Source organism: Bacillus sp. MD-5 (genome assembly GCF_002201875.1).
Classification (GTDB): Bacteria; Bacillota; Bacilli; order Bacillales; family Bacillaceae; genus Bacillus; species Bacillus stercoris.
This window is the reverse complement of the sequence record NZ_CP021911.1, coordinates 1644367-1666800: the sequence shown is the minus strand read 5'-3', so window position 1 is coordinate 1666800 and position 22434 is coordinate 1644367. Positions and strand designations below refer to the sequence as shown.

2 protein-coding genes (1 of these 2 only partly in view) are annotated in these 22434 nt (G+C 46.7%); both read right to left on the bottom strand.

What is annotated here, in order from left to right:
- Positions 1-7331: the 5' portion of a type I polyketide synthase gene (locus tag CDO84_RS08265; protein ID WP_082033003.1), read on the bottom strand. It extends 6295 nt beyond the left edge of the window; 7331 of the gene's 13626 nt are visible here — the first part of the coding sequence; the start codon lies at positions 7329-7331; its stop codon lies beyond the left edge, outside the window.
- The gene (locus CDO84_RS08260; protein ID WP_040083117.1) at positions 7315-22434 is read right to left on the bottom strand and encodes a non-ribosomal peptide synthetase; all 15120 of its coding nucleotides are present in this window, start codon (positions 22432-22434) and stop codon (positions 7315-7317) included. Before CDO84_RS08260 ends, CDO84_RS08265 begins: the two co-directional genes overlap by 17 nt.

The following is a 22434-nucleotide window of genomic DNA, read 5'->3' as shown; positions in this document are numbered from 1 at the left end:
TCAAGCTCCTGCATCGTTTCCACAACGAACGCCAGCCGTTCGTTCATCGCTTCCCTTCCGACTTGCAGCGTATAGGCAATTCGGTGCAAATCTGCTTCAACATATTTTTGTTTCCGAATGGCATCCAGCAAATCTTCCGCGCGTTTTTGAAGTCTTTCCTCATTTTTTGCTGAGAGCACAATGACAGCTGGCTGCTTCCTCGCTTGGGAACGTTCCTCCACAGGTTCCGGAGCATACTCTTCTATTAAAATATGGGCGTTCACACCCCCGGCACCAAATGAAGAGATTCCTGCGATTCTCGGTAATTCGATGTCTTTGTCATTGACACTGATGATCGGCCTCTTCCACTCTTCTAGCTCTTGCTGTACTTGAAACGGTGAGTTAAGGAAGTCAATATTCGGATTCAGCACGTTTGAATGCAGGGATGGCGCAAGCTGCCTGTATTTCATTTGAAGCAATACCTTCGTTACTCCTGCAATACCTGCCGCGCTCTCACAGTGCCCGATATTTGATTTGGCTGACCCTATTGCACAAAATTGTTTATCATCGGTTTCTTGCGTAAACACTTTGGACAGCCCTGTGATTTCAATAGGATCACCGAGAGAGGTTCCGGTGCCGTGGGCTTCAATGTAACTGACTGCCCGCGGGTCAATCTCCGCTTCCACAAACGCCTTTTTGATGACATCTGCTTGGGCATTCGGATTAGGAACTGAGTACCCGTTTGTTTTTCCGCCGTGGTTGATGGCCGTCCCCTTAATGATTCCATAAATGTGATCACTATCTTCAATGGCTTTAGACAATGGCTTCAAAAGCACTGCTCCAACGCCTTCTCCCGGCACATAGCCGTCTCCGCCCTGCCCGAAGCTTTCACACCGGCCTTTGCTGGACATAAATTTGTTCTGCCCAAGCATCAAATATTTATTTGGGTGAATTGACACATTCACGCCGCCCGCGAATGCCGCCTCACACTCTCTGCGCTGTAAGCTTTGGCATGCCAAGTGGATAGCCGTTAAAGAAGAAGAACACATGGTGTCTAAAGCAATACTCGGCCCGTGAAAATCAAAATAATAAGATACCCGGTTCGCGATGGATGATGGATTTCCTGTTAAAGCCAAAGACCGTCCCCGCACCTGCTCTTGTGCCCCGTACAGCTGATATTCTTCGTACATGACACCGACGTAAACACCGACGCTTCCGCCAAGCTCAGCATCACGCTTACGGCCGAGGTGTTCTCTTGTATAGCCTGCGTCTTCCATCGTTTCATACACGCACTGCAAAAACAAACGCTCTTGCGGGTCCATTAATTTGGCCTCACGCGGCGATATATGAAAGAACTGCGGATCAAACTTGTCTACATCCTTTAGGAAGCCTCCCCACTTGCTGTAGGTTTTTCCAGGCTTGTCTTTATCTTCATCATAATAAAGACTGTGATCCCAGCGATCTTCCGGAATTTCAGTAATACAGTCTCGACCGTTTCTCAGGTTTTCCCACAATTCATCAATATTGTCTGCCTGTGGATAGCGGCCAGAGATACCGATGATCGCGATTTCTTCCGTTTCCTTTTCTCTTAACTTCTTCTGCTCTTTGCCTTGCAAAGGAAGAAATCCAGACTTTCTTGGAGTAACTGGAATTTCTTGTTTTTCAGGTTCTGGTTGTCTTTCAACAGAAGCTTTTCTTGTTTCAATTCCCAAGATGTCCAGCAATTTTTCTCTGTGGGAATCAATAAAATACCGTGTTAATGACCGAATATCCTGATATTCAAAGAACAACGTCTTGGACAAAGAACCGAATCCTTTTTCTAATTGACCCGTTACATGCATGATCATGATAGAATCGATCCCGTAATCTTCGAGAGGAGCTTTAGCATCAATCTGGCCGGCTGGCAGCTTGATCACCGAAGAAAGCACCTGTTTAAAATAGTTCTCGGCTTTTTCTCTCAGTATCTCTTCATCGGCTTCCCCGATCATGCCTGCTTTTTCTGCCTCCTGATTGAGACTTGCTTTTTGGATATTGTGAGATTGGCCCTTGCCATGTCCCGTTTCATGTAAAAATGCACAAATCCGATCAGTAACACCGGAAGCAACTAACACTTGCGGCTTTCCAGACGACCAGCAATGATATAGCGCCTGAATCCCACGATCTGTTTCCATGGCCACCATGCCTGTCTCGCTTTTCAGCATTCTTGCAGTCTCCGCATCAATTTGCATGCCCCCGTCTTTCCACAGCGGCCAGCACACTGAAAGAGTCTTTCCGTAACGTTTGTGAAGTTCCGCTTGGCCATTTCGATATTCGCTGAATGCATTCATAAATGCATTGGCCATTGCATAATCAGCCTGTCCCGCGCTTCCTACCGCCCCGGCACCCGAGGAAAAAAGGATAAAGAAATCGAGCGGAATATTTTTCGTTGCTTCGTCAAGGTGAATCAGTCCGGCTACCTTTGGAGCTAGAACGGTTTGAACCTCTTCTTTCTTTTTCTTCATAATGAAATTATCTTTTATTAAACCGGCGCTATGAATGACGCCGTCTAAGTCGCCATAAACGTTTTGGATCTCTTTTAATAAAGTATCAACCGCTTGTTTCTCGGTCAGATCCGCTTGTCTGTAAACCGCTTGGATGCCAAGTTTCTGTAAGGCTTGAAGCTTTTTCTGTTTTCTTTCATCAAGCGGAGAGCGCCCTGTCAGGATCACAACCGCGTCAGTCGTTTGGTTTGCGATTTCAGTTGCAAAGATAAATCCAAGACCCCCTGCACCGCCTGTGATCAGATACACGCCATTATCCTTCCATGGCATGTCAGTACTTAGGTGCATACCAGACGCTTCTTTCCACCTGCTGACAAATCGCTTTCCTTGCCAGTGGCGGATATGCGTGTCACGCGGACAGCGTCTGTTTTCCTCCAATATTTTGAATAGGTCACCGGCTGGCATCCCGGTTTCTATTTCAATCAACTGCCCTGTCAGTTTTGGATTTTCCAGTTCAGCCGTTTTGAGCAGTCCCGTTAAGCCGCTTAATAGCTGAGGCTCTTCCAACGCAGGCACCGCCACTTGAATGAATGTATGTCCCCCTGTATTTGAGTGCATCAGCTGTTTGATTTCTTCAAATAACTGTATGGCATAACCTTCAAACCGTTCATCAATTGCCTCAGCATCATGCTGCAGAACTGTACAGTCAAGATGATTTCGGATGCTTTCCATTTGTTCTCCAATATCACAGACAACGACTTTATGCGTGTCGTACTCTATGAACTCTTGCTTCTCTGCAGCACATTCTTCCCAAATGTGTTCGAACAATAGCGTGTCAGTCGCTCCAGAAGGATCTTCTTCATCTGTTTCTAACACTCTTGCAGAATAGCCTCTCAACCGCACGCAAACCTGCCCCTCTTCATTGCATAAATCGATATCAAGCTTCTGCATACGATCCCCAGCTGTACTGCCCTCGCTATATGTGATCCGCGCCCACATAGATGCCTCGCAGCCTTTGAAGATTTGGACATCCTGTATTGCAAAAGGCAGCATTGCCTTTCTGTCTCCTAAACTCGTATCTTCTCCCAGCCTCAAACCGATAGATGCTTGAAATGCCGAATCTATCATGCTCGGATGCAGAATATAATGGTCTTCTGTATCAGAAACTACAGGAGGCATCGTCAATTTCACTAGAACTCCGTTTTTACCGGCATATAGGCTGTCAATCGCTCTGTGGCTGTCGCCATAGTGAATCCCCATTTCTCTATAAGCCTCGTAGCAATCAAAAGGTGACAGAGTCCGCTCATTATAGCCTGCCTTCAGTTCTTCAATGTTGATGACCGGATTTTCACCCGTCTCACCAAGCACTGCACTTCCTTGCCCGTATATAATCGGAGAGCTCTCTGTGCTTTCAGGGTCCCGACAGATTTCAAATGCAATCTCACCATTGTCCTCAGGATATAGACATACATCTATATCTTTTTGCTGTTCCGTGAAGGCAAACGGCCGGACCCAGACGATGTTCCGGAGCTGGAATCCTGCCGGGAACTGATCCGCAGCTGCCCTTTCCACAGCTGCTCGAACCATCTCCAATAATGCCGCGCCAGGTAAAACGCGTTCGCCCTTTATGACATGATCCTTCAAGAAAAATTCACGTCCTGTAAACGTTGAACGAAAGCGGACACCCGATATGTCGGACACATTTTGATGCAGGAGAGGATGCAGGATGTGTCGTTTCTCCTTTAAACGATCAGTCTTTTTTTCCGCTTTCGGCACCCAATAACTCACCCTCTCAAATGGGTAAGTCGGCAGGCTGATCCGCTTTGGTTTGTTTCCGTCGTAAAGCAGCTTCCAGTCAACACCAGATCCTTTCGCCCACTGCTCTGCAATCTGATCGAGCTTTCTTTGCTCCAGCAATTTATGTACCGATTCGGCAGAAAGCGATGATTCGCTTCCTCGTGACACGCGGCCCTTCCAGGAATGCTGAATGGTTTCTCGTCCTTCTATAAAAGCCTTCAATTGGTCGCTCAATTCTTGAATTCCGGATGCTAAGAAAGAAACTCGTTCTTCCATCGGTTCACGGCCTACCTGCAATGTATACGCCAAATCTCTAATCAAAATCCCATCATGAAGAAAATCCAAGAGACGTTTTGCATATACACGAAGACGTTCTTGATTACGCGCAGAAAGCGGAATTACTGCGGACATGTCAGAATCTGAGGACAAAGAAACGTCCTGCTCCGCTGTTTGAGGAATATATTCCTCAAGAATAATATGTGCGTTTGAACCTGTTGCGCCAAAAGAACTGATCCCCGCCCGCCGCGGATAAGGGACGTCTTCCCCATTCTCCTTGATAACAGGCTGCTTCCACGTTTCTGTTTCATGCTGTACATAAAATGGAGACTTTTCAAAATCAACGTACGGATTCAGTTCTTCGGAATGCAAAGAAGGCACAAGTTTTTGATGATGAAGCTGAAGGGCAACCTTGCTTAAACCGCTGATCCCCGCGGCGGATTCGGCGTGCCCGATGTTTGACTTTACAGAACCGATTGAACAAAACTGCCGATCCTGCGTATATTGGCGGAACGCCTTCACTAACCCCTGTATTTCGATTGGATCTCCTAAGGACGTGCCCGTTCCATGAGCTTCCACATAACTGATCGTCCGCGGGTCAATTCCCGTTTTCTCCAAGCATGTCTCAATCAGATCAGCTTGAGAAACAGGGCTCGGCACTGAAATGCCGCTGACAGTGCCCACATGATTCACAGCACTTCCTTTAATAACTGCATAAATGCGATCTCCGTCTTCCTCCGCTTGTTGCAAAGGCTTCAATAAAACCGCGCCTATACCTTCGGCCGGCACATAACCGTCCCCACCCTTTCCAAACGTACGGCAGTGTCCGTCAGTGGAAAACATATCCCAGACCCCGTATGTCATATATTTATTCGGGTGCAAAGACAGGTTAACTCCGCCTGCTAACGCGACATCGCACTCACCGTGGCGTATGCTTTCCAACGCCAAGTGCACTGCGGTCAGAGAGGATGAACATACCGTATCGACCGCCATACTCGGACCGTGAAAATTGCAAAAGTAAGAAACACGGTTGGCGATTTGCGCATAGTTGAGCGAGAGAGGAAACACATTTTCTGCTGATGCTTCTTCAGCTCCTACTAATGTATAATCCTTGTGCATGACGCCAGCAAAAACGCCTACATGCTGCCTTTTGTTTCGTCCTTTAGGCTTGGCTAACGTCTTTGGCGTATAGCCCGCATCCTCAATCGTTTCCCAGCATGTCTCTAAAAACAGCCGCTCCTGAGGGTCCATTGTCTCTGCTTCTCTCGGCGTGATTCTGAAAAATTGGGGATCGAAGCATTCGGGATCATCAATAAATCCGCCCCATTTGGAAATGTCCTTACCCGAAGGAGATGTGATTCCTTCAAAGCGCCGCCAATCCCAGCGTGATTCAGGGATCTCACTAATGCAGTCCTTCCCCTCTTTCAGATTGTTCCAAAATTCATGAATATTGGCTGCCTTCGGATACCTGCCCGCCAAGCCGATAATCGCAATGTCGCCTGCTGCCTCGATAGGTACAGCACGAGATTCTTCAACAGTCTTACGATCGTTTATTGTGTCGGAAACGCGTGCTCTTTCATTCTGGCCAAGGGAACCAGCGGCACTAAAATGCTCAGCATATTCCTCGGCAAGAAACGCTGACAGCTCAGCTATGGTGGTATGCTCAAACAGAAGAGTCGGCGAAAGGCTTTCACCGATCTTATCACTGATCGTTTCTACCACCTCAAGCAAGCCCGATGAATTCAGTCCCATTTGGTAATAACCGACCTGTTTTTCAACTTGTTCTATCGGCTTATTGATTTTCTCTGCGATTAATTGACTTACGAACTGTTCAGCCCCGCTATAGGAATCTATGGGAGAAGATACCGCGTCAGCAGGTTTATCACGCTCAGCAGTGTCCGCTCTTGTCATCTGGGTCTCCTGTGCATCTTGATGTTTTCCGCTAATCAGCTCCGCTTCTCGCACCAATTTGCTTGTAAAGTTTTTCAACTCAGCCACTTTTTCTCCCGATGCATTAAAAAAGTCAAGTGTTACATAAATCAGCTCTTTTTCCCGCCGGACGGAGGAGCGCTTAATTCTCGTCATGCAATCCGACTGCAAAAGTGCAGAAGCGGAAAAGGATTCATAGAACAGAGGCAAATACAACCTCTGTTCTCCTTTAAGCAAAGATGTGAGCAAATGATTGGCACCCACCCCGCTCCCGTCTATGAGAGTCGGGTGAAACATAAAGCCTTCTGCGTGAAGCATGGCTTCCGAACCGAGAGAAAGCTCAAGAAGGACGCCGTCTTCCTCTTCATAGATGCAGCCACTTGCTTTCATATATTCGCTGTGCACCAATTCCTGACGTCTGCATTGTTCATATACATCATCAAGCTGAACAACGTTCTGTGCAGATGCTTTGATTTGACTGAGATCCAGTGTTTCTTCAAATATGGCTGGGGAGTCTGCGTACATGTCAGCCTTCATATAGAGCTTTTCTTCTGAAGCTTCTTTCCCATCACGTTTTTCAATTCCCTTGGCTGTGATTTGCCACTGTCCTTCTTTTTTCTCCGCGCATTGGATAGTAAGAACAATTACTGCATCCTGTTCAGCCGTCAATGGCTGATAGATGGATAAATTGCGCAGCTGAAGCTCTGAGCAGGAGAAGCCGTATTCTCTGAATATCTGGTAGATTATATCGATATAAGCCAATCCCGGCAGGACATTTTGTCCGTAAACCACATGGTGATAAATAAACGGATTTTTTAACGATAATGTGAGTTGTTTCGTTATCTTTTTCACGTTAGACCTCCACCTCATAAGTATCCCATATGTTTGCCGCAGTCATTTTCGAAGTCTCCGCCTCCAGCTTTGGCTCGCCTGGCGAAAGCATTCGTTTCTTTAATTGAGGAGGCGATATTGGACTCCGCTTGATGGCGTGTTTTTCATCTTTTTCCCACGCCTCTACGATGACATGGGCATTCGTCCCCCCATCGGCAAAGCAGTTAATGGCCGCCGCAGGCCGTGAATCTGTCCATTTTTCCTGGGCTCGGCTGAACGTGATGTTCGCTTTCTGTTGATCGAAATGCGCCATCTCTTTTTCACCTGATAAAAATGGGACAAGGCGGCGCTCTTTCAGCATCAGCACAACCTTAATAAAGCTGGCAATCCCTTCAGCACATAGCGGATGCCCGATGTTCGGCTTGATTGAACCGAGAGAAAGAGGCGATGAATGACTGGAACGGTACACGGATTGGATCGCTTTTAGCTCAAGGAGATCGGTTACGATTGAACCCGACCCGTTTGCCTCGAGATAGCTGATGTCCTCTGGTTTTTTTCCGCTTTTGGAAAGCGCATCTTTCATGACTTCCTTTTGCGCCTCCAGATTAGGTGTTGCAGGCCCCGCCGTTCTTCCGTCATTATTGACCGAGGCCGCTTTCACAACAGCATATATGGTATCTCCGTCTTCCAGCGCCTGTTTTACGGTTTTTAGCATGACCATTCCGACGCCTTCACCTAACACAACTCCATCAGCACGCTCATCAAACACATGGAAGGATGAATGCTTGCTTAAAATGCCGCGCCGATCAAACAGACTGTGAGAGGCATCAGAGCTCAGCAAGCTGACACCGCCGACTATGGCGGATTGAATTTCTCCGCCACGCAGCGCCTGAATGGCCATATTCATGCCGACCAAAGCTGATGAGCATGCAGTATCAACTACAACACTCGGGCCGCGGACATCAAAAAATTGTGAAATATTTGCCGCTAAATAATTTTGGCCGACTGTCACGATCGGATTCTTAGCATGATCAAGGCTCTCTTCATCAGGTTTGTGCTGGCTTCTGCCTCCAATATAAACGCCTACAGGCTTGCCCTTTATTTCCTCAGGTGTATAACCGGCGTGATACAAGAGTTTCAGACATTCTTCCAATACAAGCAGTGCTTGCGGGTCCATCGCCCTTACGTCTTCTTCATGAAGCAAAAAGAAATCCGGATCAAAATACCTGACGTCATCAATCATGCCGGCATAATATGGCGTCTTACGGCCCCAGCGCTCTTCAGGAACCGGGCCGATTGACGAACGCCCCTCAGATAGTAACGACCAATAGGTTTCCAGTGTATCTGCTCCAGGGAAACGGCAGGAGAGTCCGACAACAGCAATATCTTCTGCATGAGAGCCCGGTGACAAAATCGCTGGCGCCTGAATCTGAGTGGCAGGAGCTCGATCCTCCACAGGAACAGGTACCTCCGCCTCTATTTTGTTCTCCAAAGGGGCTGATGCATCCGATACCCTGCCTCCAAATAGAGCGGACAGCATTTCGGAATAAGAACCAATCAGCCAATCTGCGAACCTTTGAACTGTCGGGTATTCATATAGAATTGACGGATCGAGCGCTGTTTCTAATGTGCGGTTTATACGCTGGAGCACCTGCGCCAAAATGATCGAATCCACGCCATAATCCTGAAATAACCCGTCAACCTCGAAGTCTTCACGATCTATTCTCAGCTCTTCGGCAAACAAGTCAACAAGCCAGGACTGTGTTTCAGATAATAATCCATCATTTTTGGAAACTGCATCGACATCTTCAATGTCTCTTGCTGACGTGCTCTGTAAAGCAGCTTCCTGCAAACCGCCCTCATGCCGTTTTCTCCTCATCATCAGCAGTTCCGGCTCCCAGTTTGTTTGATTCGCCATCGCAGGGAGAACAACCGGTCCGTACATTCTTGATAAGATTTGATCGAGAAAACGTAATCCCTCTGAATTCGTAATGCTCAATAAGCCGCTTGCCCGATACGCTTGATTTGTCACTTCACCCATACCGGTTTCTTTCCAGTTCGGCCATTGAACACTGATGATCGGCACATGTGTCTGATGTGCTTCTGCAAAATAATCCATATAGCTATTGGCCATCGCATAGTCAGCCTGCCCCGCCGAAAGCTCCGGAATAATAGCTGAAACAGAAGAAAATACGACAAAAAACTGTAATGGCTCGTCACACACATGGCGATATAACGTTGTAAGACCTGACACTTTAGGTTCTAGCACCCGCTGAATATCATCGGCAGTTTTTCTGATAAACGCCAGCGTATCCATATCCGTCAGGCCTGCACAATGAATGACACCGCCGATCGGCCCTAAGGTTTGCCTGATATGTTGCAGCGTTTGCCCGACCTGAGCATCATCAGATAAAGCAAGGGACAGCATTTGCACCTGCACACCTTGTGCTTCCAGTTCCCTCACTGCCTGGATTTTCTGGGCCACTGATGTGTTCGAGGTGTCAAAACGAGCCCATTCCTCTCGCGGAGGAAGCTCCTCTCGTCCGGTCAGCACCAGCTTTTTCACTCCATAGTGCCCCGCAAAATGTCGGGCGCATAATAGCCCAATGCCTCGTGTGCCGCCTGTAATGAGAAGCACATGATCTTTCGGGAAGGCCGCGTTCTGTTCCGCTTCCTTACCTGTTTCTGGATGAGCTTTTAGAAAAGCTTGATACCGTAAACCATCCCTGTAGCAAACCTCCGTATCATGAGAATCTGAATAAAACTCATCAGCGATCTGCTTCGCGAGACGGTGATGATCAATAATTCCCTCTGCATCCATATGCCTTGAAGTAAGGTGGCTGTATTCGCTTTGAAGCATCCGATATAAACCAGCTCGTGCGGCGCCAGCCATCCGGACGGATGCGTTTTGAAACGATTCGAGCCCCTTTGTCACACAAAGCAGCCTGAGTCCTTCTTTATGCCCGAATTCAACCAGTTTTTGCACCCATTCAATCCAATCCAGCCGGTCTTCATCATGCTCGCCGCAGCCAATGACATCCACTATACCGTCAAACTCTTTCCAATCGATGTCTGACTGATTATTGTCTATCCGGCTCACATCTAATAAGAGATGATTTGGAAAATACGAAGACACTTCTGCTGCTAAATCTGCTGTCTCTCGATTGCTCAGGATAGCAACCATTCTTGTTCCCGGCACTGTTGAGCCAATTGGACTCAACCTCCATTGTTTTGTCAAAAAGCATGTGACGCGGTCTTCAATTGCATTCACCAGTTCTTTCTTGTCCCTTTGTGAATGTTCCTTTGCCGGCACCCAATAGTAATCCTTCGCAAACGGATATGAAGGGAGGCTGATCAGGCGCGGTTTGGTCTCTCCGTATAATGTGTTCCACCGAATGGTGACGCCTTTGACCCATAAATCAGCAAGTTTGGCGTATTTTCTTTTTCTGATCCAAGCTTCAATTGCCAACGCTATATCCTCATCCGCTGTAAAAATAGCCTGGGTCTCTTTATTTCGATGAGACTGTCCCCTGAAGAATCCTTCTGTTTCTTCCTTACCGTCAACAAACGCCTGCAGTTTCTCTTCAAGTTCCTGCATCGTCCCCGCAACACACGCAAGACGCTCATCCATTTCTTCGCGTCCAACTTGCAGGGTGTAAGCGATGCGGTGTAAATCCTGCTCTGTATATTTTTTATCGCGGATCGCTTCAAGCAATTGCGAAGCACGATCTATCAGCCTGTTTTTATTTTTAGCCGATAGCACAATCACGTTTGGCTGTTCTGTAGCCGTGTGTTCTGAATTGGCTTTTGGCATATATTCTTCAATCACAATATGAGCGTTTACTCCGCCAATCCCAAATGAACTGATTCCCGCACGGCGCGGAAGCTCGTTTCCGTCACGATCTGTGACAGCCTTCCATTCCTGTTTTTCCTGAACGATGTAAAACGGGCTGTCAGTCAGCTGAAGATAAGGATTAAGCGTCTCACAATGCAGGCTTTTCACTAACGTTTTATGCTTCATTTGAAGAAGCACTTTGATTAAACCGGATATACCTGCTGCTAGCTCTAAATGACCGATATTGCTTTTAACTGAGCCAATGCCGCAACGGTGATCAATAACATCCAGCTGTCTCTTGTTGGTTAGTTCCTTAAACGCGGCTTTCAGCCCGTTTATTTCAATGGGATCGCCCAATTCAGTCCCTGTTCCATGTGCTTCGATATATGTGACAGTGCTTGGGTCTATGCCTGCTTGTCGATATGCACGCACCAACAGATCAGCTTGTGCTTTCGGATTAGGCGATGTCAGGGTATTGGCTCTTCCGCCGTGATTTTCCGCCGTCCCCCGTATAACACCGTAAATGTGATTTCCGTCGCGCTCGGCATCTGCCAGCTTTTTCAGCATGACCATTCCGACCCCTTCGCCTCTGACATAACCATTCGCATCGGCGGAAAAGGTTTTACACCTGCCGTCTTTGCTAAGCATGCCAGCCTTGCTGTAGCTGATGTGCGCCTCTTCTGTTAAGATCGTATTCACGCCTCCAGCGATCGCCATCTCACAATCACCGTTTTGCATCGCAGTCACAGCACGGTGAATGGCTACAAGAGAGCTGGAACAAGCCGTCTCGACTGGTTCGCTCGGACCGTGGATATTCAAAAAATAACTCATTCTATTCGGGCCAACCGAAGGAATCATATGACCTGTAGCAGCATGGCCTTCAATTGGAAGATTCGCTCTATGAAATAGATCTTTATAACCGGTGTTTCCCGTACCGATAAAGATACCGGTCCCTGTACCCGAAAGGTTTTGCGGCGAGCACCCCGCATCTTCCAGTGCCTTCCATACGTATGTCATTAACAAGCGCTGCTGAGGGTCTACATAATCAGCTTCTCGCGGCGAAATACCAAAAAACAATGGATCAAACTCTGCGATACCGTCAATAAATCCGCCCCATTTGATGTCGGTTTTATTGACATCAGTGTCTGGGTTTCCATAATGCTCCCGCCAATCCCAGCGTTCTTTCGGGACTTCTGTAATGCTGTCTTTGCCTTCCTCAAGATTTCTCCAAAATTCATCTATATCCATAGCGCCAGGGAATCGGCCGCTGATGCCGACAATTGCAACCGGCTCAAAATCGGCAGCCTGCTTTTTGTTTCTTTCTGCTTTTGCAATATCTGGCTGTGTAAAGCGGCGCTTTCTACGCGATGTGATTTTCGGCGCTTCAGGGGATATTGTTTTTCTCTCTTCCTGCCCCTTTGATTTTTCTCGCTCCTGAACTAGGGTGTCCCCATATTCAGCAGTCAAATACTCAGCTAGGCTTTGGATGCTTCCATATTCAAAGAAAATGGTCGGCGTTAGCTCCAACTCAAATTCTTCGTTGATCTTGTTTGTAAAGACAGTGAATGTAACCGAATCAAATCCGTATTCACTTAGCTCTGTATTGACATCAATATCTTCGCTATTTACTTTTAAAATCGCACTGACCATGCTGCTTAATGATGCCTCCAGGCTGTTTAAACTGTGCAATGAATTTGTTCTTTCATCTATGCCTTTAGCAGTAGCATCTTGATTCCATTCGCCCTGATACGCAGCAACTACATATTCAGCCAGGCTTTGGACACTGCCATATTCAAAGAAAATGGTCGGCGTTAGCTCCAACTCAAATTCTTCGTTGATCTTGTTTGTAAAGACAGTGAATGTAACCGAATCAAATCCGTACTCACTTAGCTCTGTGTGGACATCGATATCGTCAGTGTTCACTTTCAAAATCGCGCCAACCATTTGGATTAAGGCTGCTTCCAATTGTCGAGCTTGTCCGTGATCCTGATCCGCCTTTCTCTGATCGTTCCGCTTGGCTTTCGTTCCTGCTGAAAGCAGTTTTTGTTTCATTTTTTGAAGCTGCCCTTCCATCACAAAAACTTGCGGCTTATCAGATGCCATCCCTTGATAAAATGCTTTCAAGCCACTATCTGTCGGCATCGGGACCATTCCCGTCGTTTTCAGCATTCTCTTTTCATCTTCAGCGCCGACTTGCATACCGCCTTCTTCCCACAACGGCCAGTTGAAGGAAATGGTGGAGCCGGATCGCTTTTTAGATGCCGCAAGAGAACGGCGGTACGCGGCAAAGGCATCCATAAACGTATTGGCTACTGCATAATCGGCTTGTCCAGCGTTCCCTAAACATCCCGAAACGGATGAGAATAAAACGAAAAAATCCAATGGGAAATCCTTGCTGCATTCGTCTACATGTAACAACCCGTTTACTTTCGGCTGCAGCACTTCTTGAAGCTCTTCATTCGTTTTATGAATGATGAACTGATCTTTAATGCTGCCTGCACCGTGAATGATTCCATTGAGAGTGCCATACCTTTCTTTGATTTCCTCAAAAAGATGATGAACAGCCTGCCGATCACTTACATCAGCCTCTCGATAGACAACCTCCGCTCCGATGCTTCGAAGAGCCTCCAGCTCGTTTTCCTTATCTTCACTTAAAACAGACCGTCCCGTCAGCACAATCGTCGATCGGCCAGTTCGATTGGCAATTTCCTTTGCAAACAGAAGGCCTAAGCTGCCTGCTCCGCCTGTGATAAGATAAACGCCTTCGTCTCTCCATGGCATATGGGGCGTATCAGCTGAAGGAATCGCCATTTTCCGCCAGCCTTTCACAAAACGGTTTCCAGCTTTATATCGAATTTGTTTTTCAAATGGTCTCCGGCTATCGTCTTTCAGCATGAGATGAAGGTCTTTTATTTCTTCAGGTTTCTCAATTTCGATAACCTGAGCAGTCAGTTTGCTAAACTCTATTTCTGCTGTTTTAAGCAGACCGGAAACGCCGGCAAACAATTGCTTCTCTTTTTCTAACGGAACGATCGCTTGAATAATGATGCGGCCTGCAGAAAGCTCACGGAGCTTGCTTCGCAGGAGTTCAAATAGATTCTGCGTGTAACATTGATAACGTTCAGCAATATGTCCTTCAGCTTCGTTCAGAGTAATCACACGGGCATCTTTCATGTGGGAGGCAATGCTGTCTGTGACACTTCGTTCAGTTTCGAAGAGAACAATGATATGCTCCGTGTACGAAGGATCTTCGTCCTCTCGTTCTCCATTCTGTTTTTCCCACACCGGCTCTAGCATTAAGCGTTCGTGCCGTGTTGAAGGCTTTGAAGTATGAACCTCTCCTTCTAATACTCTTGTTGAGAATCCTTTGATCCTGACACATACGTTTCCACTCTCGTCAATGACATCGATATCCGCTTTCTGGACAACCCCCGCGGAGTGGTCGCTGTCACTTAAGCGAGCATAAGCCCACATAGAAGACGAACAGCCTTTGATCACCTCAAGCTCTTCAAGCGCAAATGGCAAAATCAGCTTTTGATCCGCTAATTCCTGCATGATGCATATCGTTGCCGTCTGCAAGGCGGAGTCCATGATACTTGGATGCAGCACAAACTGTTCATTCGTTCCAGAAACGGTTTCCGGAAGCTGCAGCTGAGCCAAAACCTCTCTGTTTCCTATATTCACATTCTTAATTCCTTGGAAGGCCGGACCATGGAACATCCCTCTGCTCCTGCCTTCCTCGTAAAATTGATCGGGTGACATCTCTGCTTCGCCGCAGCGACGTGATATGTCAGCGAGGTCAGCGATCGGCGTTTCAGCTCCAGATACCAGCTCCGCACTGCCTTGACTATGAATAACCGGGGCGTCCCCGTCTTCCTGTGTACTGTAAATATCAAAAGTGATTTTTCCATCTTCTTCAGGAAAGAGACTGATATCGACTTGAGCTGAATGTTTATCAACCACAACAGGCTGAACCCAGACTGTATGATTCAATCTGATTCTGACATCTTGGCCAATTTCACTTCCTGCCGCCTGGTTTATAGCAGCATACGCCATTTCAAGGTACGCAACACCAGGAAGCACCGGCTTTCCTCTTACCACATGGTCTCTCAGGAAGAATTCGTCACCAGTGAAAACCGAACTGAATTTCTGTTCAGAAAAATCGGATGTATTCTGATGAAGCAATGGATGAATAGAGCCGATCCCTGTCTGATTTCCGGATCTCTGCGCCACCGGTTTGCGGTCATCCTGTGACGGCCAGTATCGTTCCGTTGCAAATGGATATGTCGGCAGACTCATTCTGTATGGGCGCTCACCCTTGTAAAGCTGCATCCAATCCATATGCGCTCCCTTGCTCCACATGTCCGCAAGCTTGTTTACTTTTCCTTTGGCCATCCACTTGCGGATAAGTTCAGCACTGTCCTCATCCTCCGTCAGCCATGAAACCTCTCTTGCATTGTTCTTACTTCCGTGAAAACAGCCTTCAATCGCTGTTTTTCCATTAATAAAATCTGCGAGCTTCTGTTTTAACCCATTTACATGCTCAGCTATAAAGGCAACGCGATGCTCCATCGCTTCCCGCCCCACCTGAAGGGTATACGCCAAATCAGGCAGCTGGCTGTTCTCAAGCCCTCTTTTTTCCAAATAGGCCAGAATATCTTCTGCATACTCTTGCAGCCTCTCTTTATTTTTCGCCGAGATCGGGATAATGCAGGCCTTGTCTATCTTTCTCTGATTTGAATCCCTTTTGAATTGTTCAAAAATGGCATGGGTATTTGTCCCACCAAGCCCGAACGAGCTAAGTGCAGCCCTGTGCGTTTTGATCTCACGGCTTAACGTTTTCTTTTGATCGACGACGTAGAAAGGAGAGCTGGCTAAGTCTGTATTTGGATTCGGCTCCTTATAATTGATACTCGGTGCAAGCTCTTGATGATAGAGACTCATCACGACCTTAATGCAGCCCGCGAGACCGGCGGCTGTATCTAAGTGTCCGATATTGGTTTTCACTGATCCAATGCCGCAAAATTGCGTTTTATCTGTATATTGCCTGTAAACGTTCATTAAAGCCGCCAGCTCGATTGGGTCGCCCAGCTTTGTTCCGGTCCCGTGTGCTTCCACATAACAGATTGATTCAGGCTGTATCTTCGTTTGATTCATGACCTTTTGCACGACGTCAGCCTGCCCTTTGACACTTGGAGCATAAAAACCGACTTTGTCAGCGCCGTCGTTATTTACACCTATGCCTCTCAGCAAGGCATAGATATGATCCCCGTCTTTCACAGCTGCAGCAGCTTTTTTCAGCAATACAACAGCAACGCCCTCACCGCCTATCATTCCATCAGCTGAAGCGTCAAAAGCTTTAATATGTCCGTCACTTGAAAAGTTCAGCCCAGGCTGATGCACATATCCGATATTTGACTCGGTATGCAGCGTTGCACCGCCAACTAAAGCATAATCAGATTCACCCGACAACAGGCTTTTATAGGCAGAATGCAAGCCAATCAGAGATGATGAGCAGTTGGCATGGACGAAAAAGCTTGGCCCTCTCAGTCCGAGCTTATGAGAAATCATTGTCGGAATCGTCCCGCTCTGTGCAAGCACCCACGAAACATAGCCGTCCGGCGTCTCCAGGCTCTCTGTTGTATCTGACGGCAGCAGCGCGCGATAAGAATTATTGCTTGCCGACATAAAAACACTGGTTTGCGGAATCTGTCTCGCAGCATAACCGGCATCTTCTATTGCTTTCCATGAATGAGTCAGCAGCATCCGAAGCTGAGGGTCCATAAATTCAGCATCTTTAGGGGAGATTTGAAAGAAGCTTGGATCAAATCTGTCTTTCCCCTCAATAAAAGATTTAGCCGGGACATAGTCGGCATTCTCCGCTATTTCCTTTGAAATGCCAGAGCGCTGGAGCTCTTCTTTACTGAAAAACGTAATGCTTTCCTTGCCGTCTCTGAGGTTCTCCCAAAATTCATCATGATTTTTCGCCCCTGGAAATTCACACGATATGCCAATAATCGCCACACTATTCTCATAATAGTCCGGGAGATCGCTCATCTCGGTAGAATGGGCAATATGAGCTGCTGGCTCTGTCGGCACATGATCGCTTGCATCATTCATGCGCTGTTCAGCGATGTACTGGCTGATATTTTTGATCGATGAAAACTCAAACAGGTCTGTGACAGAAAACTCACAGGATAGTTCATGTTTGATGCGGTCAGCCACAGTGACCGCGAGAAGCGAGTCCCCGCCCACATCGAAAAATCCGTCTTCCCATTCAATCTCACTCGTTTTCAGTACTTCCTGCCAAATGGCCAAAACAGTATCCTGAATGTTCTTACGTGAGGGCTGCCTTTCCATTAGCGGTTCCCCTGTTACATCGATAGTCTTAAGGCTGTTTCTATCTATCTTTCCGTTCGGCGTTAACGGCATTTGATCAAGCTGAATAAAATAAGAAGGCACCATATAGGCAGGCAAAGCGTTTTTCACAAAATGACGCAGCTCTCTCGCTGTAATAGAAGCATTTGCATGTTTAGCTGTATAATAGGCTGCTAGGTTATCCATACCTGCAACCACAACGCATTCCAGAATGCCGGGATGCTCACTAAGCCTGCTTTCAATATCACCAAGTTCAATACGGAATCCGCGGATTTTCACCTGATTATCGATGCGGCCTATATATTCAATTCGTCCTCCCGGAAGCCAGCGGGCCATGTCTCCCGTTCTATAAAGCTTAGACCCCGGCTCAAAAGGATTGTCAATGAATCTCGAATCCGTTAATTCTTCCTTTTTGTAGTAGCCCTTCGCCACACCGTCTCCTGCAATGCACAGCTCACCCGGGACACCAGCCGGAACTGGCGCGAGCTGAGAATCCGTAATATAAATTTGTGTATTGGCGATCGGCCTTCCTATCGTGGCATGAGAGCATTCATCGTGAATGCGCTGAACCGCCGACCAGATTGTTGTTTCGGTTGGCCCGAACATATTCCAGGCTTCGCTGCCCGTATGCAAGAAATATCGTTTTAATGTCTCAGGCAATGCTTCGCCTCCGCATAAAATTTTCATGCTCTCTTCATTTTCCCAGCCTGAATAAAAGAGCATCTTCCACGTAGCGGGGGTTGCCTGCATCACTGTTGGTTTGATCATTCGGATGTCCCGTTTCAGTTTTTCAACGTCTTTTGTATGCTCCGTTTGACAAATATAGCAGTGTGCGCCTTTTATTAAAGGCAAAAATAATTCCAGAGCGGCGATATCAAAACAGTAGGTTGTGACAGCAAGCATTTTATCCTCTGGCGTAAGACCTGGTGTTTCCCCCATCGAAACGAGAAAGTTTGTTAAAGCTTTATGCGGTATCATGACACCTTTTGGCTTTCCTGTACTGCCAGACGTATAAATGACATATGCCAAGTTTTCCGGTGTGACAGTTCGTGTAAGCACTTTTCGATCTGAGGCTGTTTGAGCAATCTCACCCCAATCTTGATCTAAAAGAACAGTTTCGATACCGTTCCAACTCAAAGTATTTACTAATTCTGCTGTCGTCAGTGTAATGAAAACTTCACTGTCCTTTAGCATGTATTCCAATCGTTCAGCCGGATAGGATGGGTCTAGCGGCACATATGCTCCCCCGGACTTAAGAATCGCTAATAATCCCACTAGCATCTCTAGCGATCGATCCACATAGATTCCCGCCAGACGGTCCGGACCCACTCCATGCGCCTGCAAATAAATGGCGAGCTGTGTGCTTCTTTCATCAAGCTCCCGATACGTCAAGGTTCGGCCTTCATAGCTGACAGCTGCTCTATCAGGCGTCTTTTTCGCCTGCTGCTCAAACAACTCATGAAAACATGTATATGGATACGTTTTGTCAGTGGCGTTCCATGTTTTAAGAATCATCTGCTTCTCTGCCTCAGGTAATAAAGCGTACTCTTTTAAAGGCTGAGAAGGATTCAACATCGCCTGCTCTGTTACATAAACAAACTGGTCGAACATGGCGGATATCGAAGCCGCATCAAACAGAGCTGTATTGTACTTGATGTTCAGCTCCATTTTTTCTTCTGTTTCCCACAGCTCAAAAACTAGTTCATATTCGCCCTCTTGATGAATACAATCAACGAAATCGACAGAAAAGAAGTCAGCATAGCGGCTCAACAAGCTTTGATAGCTTCCGGATTGAAGAAAATTCTGATAGAAAAAAGCAGTTTGAAATACCGGTGAACCTGCTTGACTCCGAGGAATATGCAGATCCCTCACCATTTTTGGAAAAGGATAAGCTGCATGATCAAGCCCATCCAATATCGTTAATTGCAATTTTGAAATAAAGCCAGAAAAAGTGTCTGCCGGGTTCAGCTCACTCCGAATCGGGAGCATATTGAGAAAATGTCCAATGGCATCATCAAATCTTTCCTCCGGCCTCACCATGGCCGGCATGCCGACGATCTGTGCCTTTTGCCCGGTGTAACGGCCAAGCAGCATCATATAGCAGCTTAAGAATACCGTCGTAACATTTACAGAATGCTCTTTCGCAAACGTCCTGACCTGATTCATGAAGCCGCTGGACAGCTGCCGGGTGTATGTATCCTCTCCAAACTCAGAATCGCCTGAACTTGCGCTGACCTTAGGCAATTGAAGATTCGGCAACGTTCCCGATAGCTGTTTTTGCCAATACGTACGATGCTTCACACCGTCTTTGCCGGCAAGCATGTTTTTCTCCCATGCCGCAAAATCATGATAAATGGCAGGAGAAACAGCTGTATCCGGCTGCTGTCCTTGTAAAAGAAGCTGATAGGTATCAAACAGACTGCGCATCAATGTGACAGACGAAACTCCGTCAAAAATCAAATGGTGAATGACAACTAATAGAAAATGCTCTTGTTCAGATCTGGAAAAGCTCATGACACGCACTAACAGGCTGTTTTCCTTTACATACGGTTCCTTTACTTTCTTTCTAAGAAAAGCAGGAATATCAGACTCTTTCATACTTGAGATGTTTTCTGTCTTGATTTCAATTGAAAGCGCTGGCTCATTTTTCAGAAATGGCACTCCGTCTTTCTCTTGGATGACGTGCTTTAAGATTGGATGCTGATTCAATACAGAGTCGAAAGCCTGCTGTAATGTTTTAAGGTGAAGCCCTGATGAAAATCGAAAACAGAGCGGTACGTGATATGCACTTTTTTCGGGTGACATTTTTTGCAATGTCCATAATCCTTTTTGAACCTCAGAGAGGGGCTGAAAAATTGCCTGACTCCTTTCCGGTTCCGTTTTATATGTGTCAGTGCCCTTTTTGTCAGCAGACAAACTGCTGATGCCTTCATGTTCAGATATATAGCTGGCTAAGCGTTCAATTGTAGGATATTGATGTATCTCTCTGGCTGTAAGTTTGATTTGATAGTGTTTCTCGATCGATCGAATGAGCTTCATCATCTTGATAGAATTCACACCAAGACTTTGGATATTTGCATTTGGCTCCGCCCAATCGCGGGAAACGTGCAGTTCCTCAGTCAAACAGGTGAGCAGCTGCTCCTGTATTTCTTCCCTTACTCTTTTCACATGGTCTGCTTGCTGCATCTCCCCGTCCTGGACCGCATTTTTCATCTGGTTGGGTTTATGAAGCAAGTGGTCGAATTCTCCATTTTCAAATGAAGTTTTCAGCTGGGTGCGCTGGATTTTTCCGATAGCCGTTTTTGGTATCTCTTCTTTTTGTACAGGCAGCAAATATTCTGGAGTGACTCCGATCACCTGCGAGACATGGGATTGTATGTTTCTAAGAAGCTGAGACATCTGCTCATCATTTAATTTTGCGGAAGTAACAAAGAAGATAGCCAGCTGATCTGTTGAATTCTGGCCCAAACGGACAGCGCAGGCAGCAGTATAAGAAGTTTCAATTTCAGGTAACTCTTCAACTGCAGACTCAATCGCATGACTGTAATAATTAATGCCATTAATGATAATTGCATCTTTCGTACGGCCTGTTATCGTTAAGCGCCCATTTCGCAAAAAGCCGAGATCTCCGGTTTCAAACCAGCCGTCTTCTGTAAACACACTCTCATTCAAATCAGGCCGCTTGTAATAACCGCTAGTAACAGAAAGACCCGAAACTTGAAAACGGCCGATCTCGCCCTCTTCAACCAATTCATTATGGTCATTCACAATTCTCATAGAGAAGCCGGGGATTGGAGAGCCTATTTCAACAAAATGATCATCATCACTTGTTCCAGCCCGGGTAAACTCATGAGAAAAAATAACGCCCGATGAAGTTTCGGACATTCCCCATGCAGGTCGGATGGCGTCAGCAGGCAGTCCATGAGGTTCTAAAAGCTCAAGTATTCTGCGCCCTACCTTGGCTACCATTGCTTCACCGCCATTTAGCATGTACCGCATTGAAGATAGATCCCATTTCCTATTTTTTATTTCTTCTGCAAAATCAGTGACAAGACCAAACGCAAAATTCGGCGCCCACGTAACAGAAGCTCGGTAATGATCAATCCAATCGAGCCATTTCAACGGCTCCATTAAGATCGTTTCACTTGAGACGTTAATTTCCTGACAGCCAAGATAAACATCTCGCAAATGCAGCATTCCGATGCCTCCGACATGGTCAAACGGCATCCAGTTAAACGTAATATCCTCTCTGGTGAAGCCTTGCATTTGAATAATCCCTTTCACCATGCTCATAATGTTACGATGATTAAGCATCACTGCTTTAGGTGTTCCCGTACTGCCTGAAGTCAGCAATAAAAGCGCTAAGTCTTCGGGACTGGCTTGATGCCAATCTGTGTCCGCTTCAGCGCTGAGCAGATCCTCTACAGCAATTGTCCTGAACCCTTCAAGCCCTTGTTCTTTTGCCCAATCAAGCATTTCCTGGTACATCCCCCGGTCTGTAATGACCGCCGGCTTGTTGAGAAGCGTCCATGCGTCTTTCAGCTTTTGAGTGCCGCTGCTCGATTCAGCATACGTTGGCGGAACGGCTAACGGAGCCGGAACAATCCCTGTTAACACACACCCCCAGAACGCAGGGAGAAGCTGTGAATTGTCACCAAGCTGCAAAATCACGTTTTGTTTTGCTTTCAGGCCTGATTGGCGAAGTCCCTTCACAATGCGCAATCCATCATCCCATAATCGTCTATAGGATTGGTAAACTTCAGTTCCATCCGGCTGCAAATAAATGATTCCCTTTGTATCTCCAAGCTCCGCAGCCGTTCTGTATAAAACTTCAGGTATTGTTGACGGCTGCTCTTCAGATATATGTAAAGGCTCACCATGACTGACAGAAGGATTAGCTAATAGGCGGATATTATCATTATTTCTCAT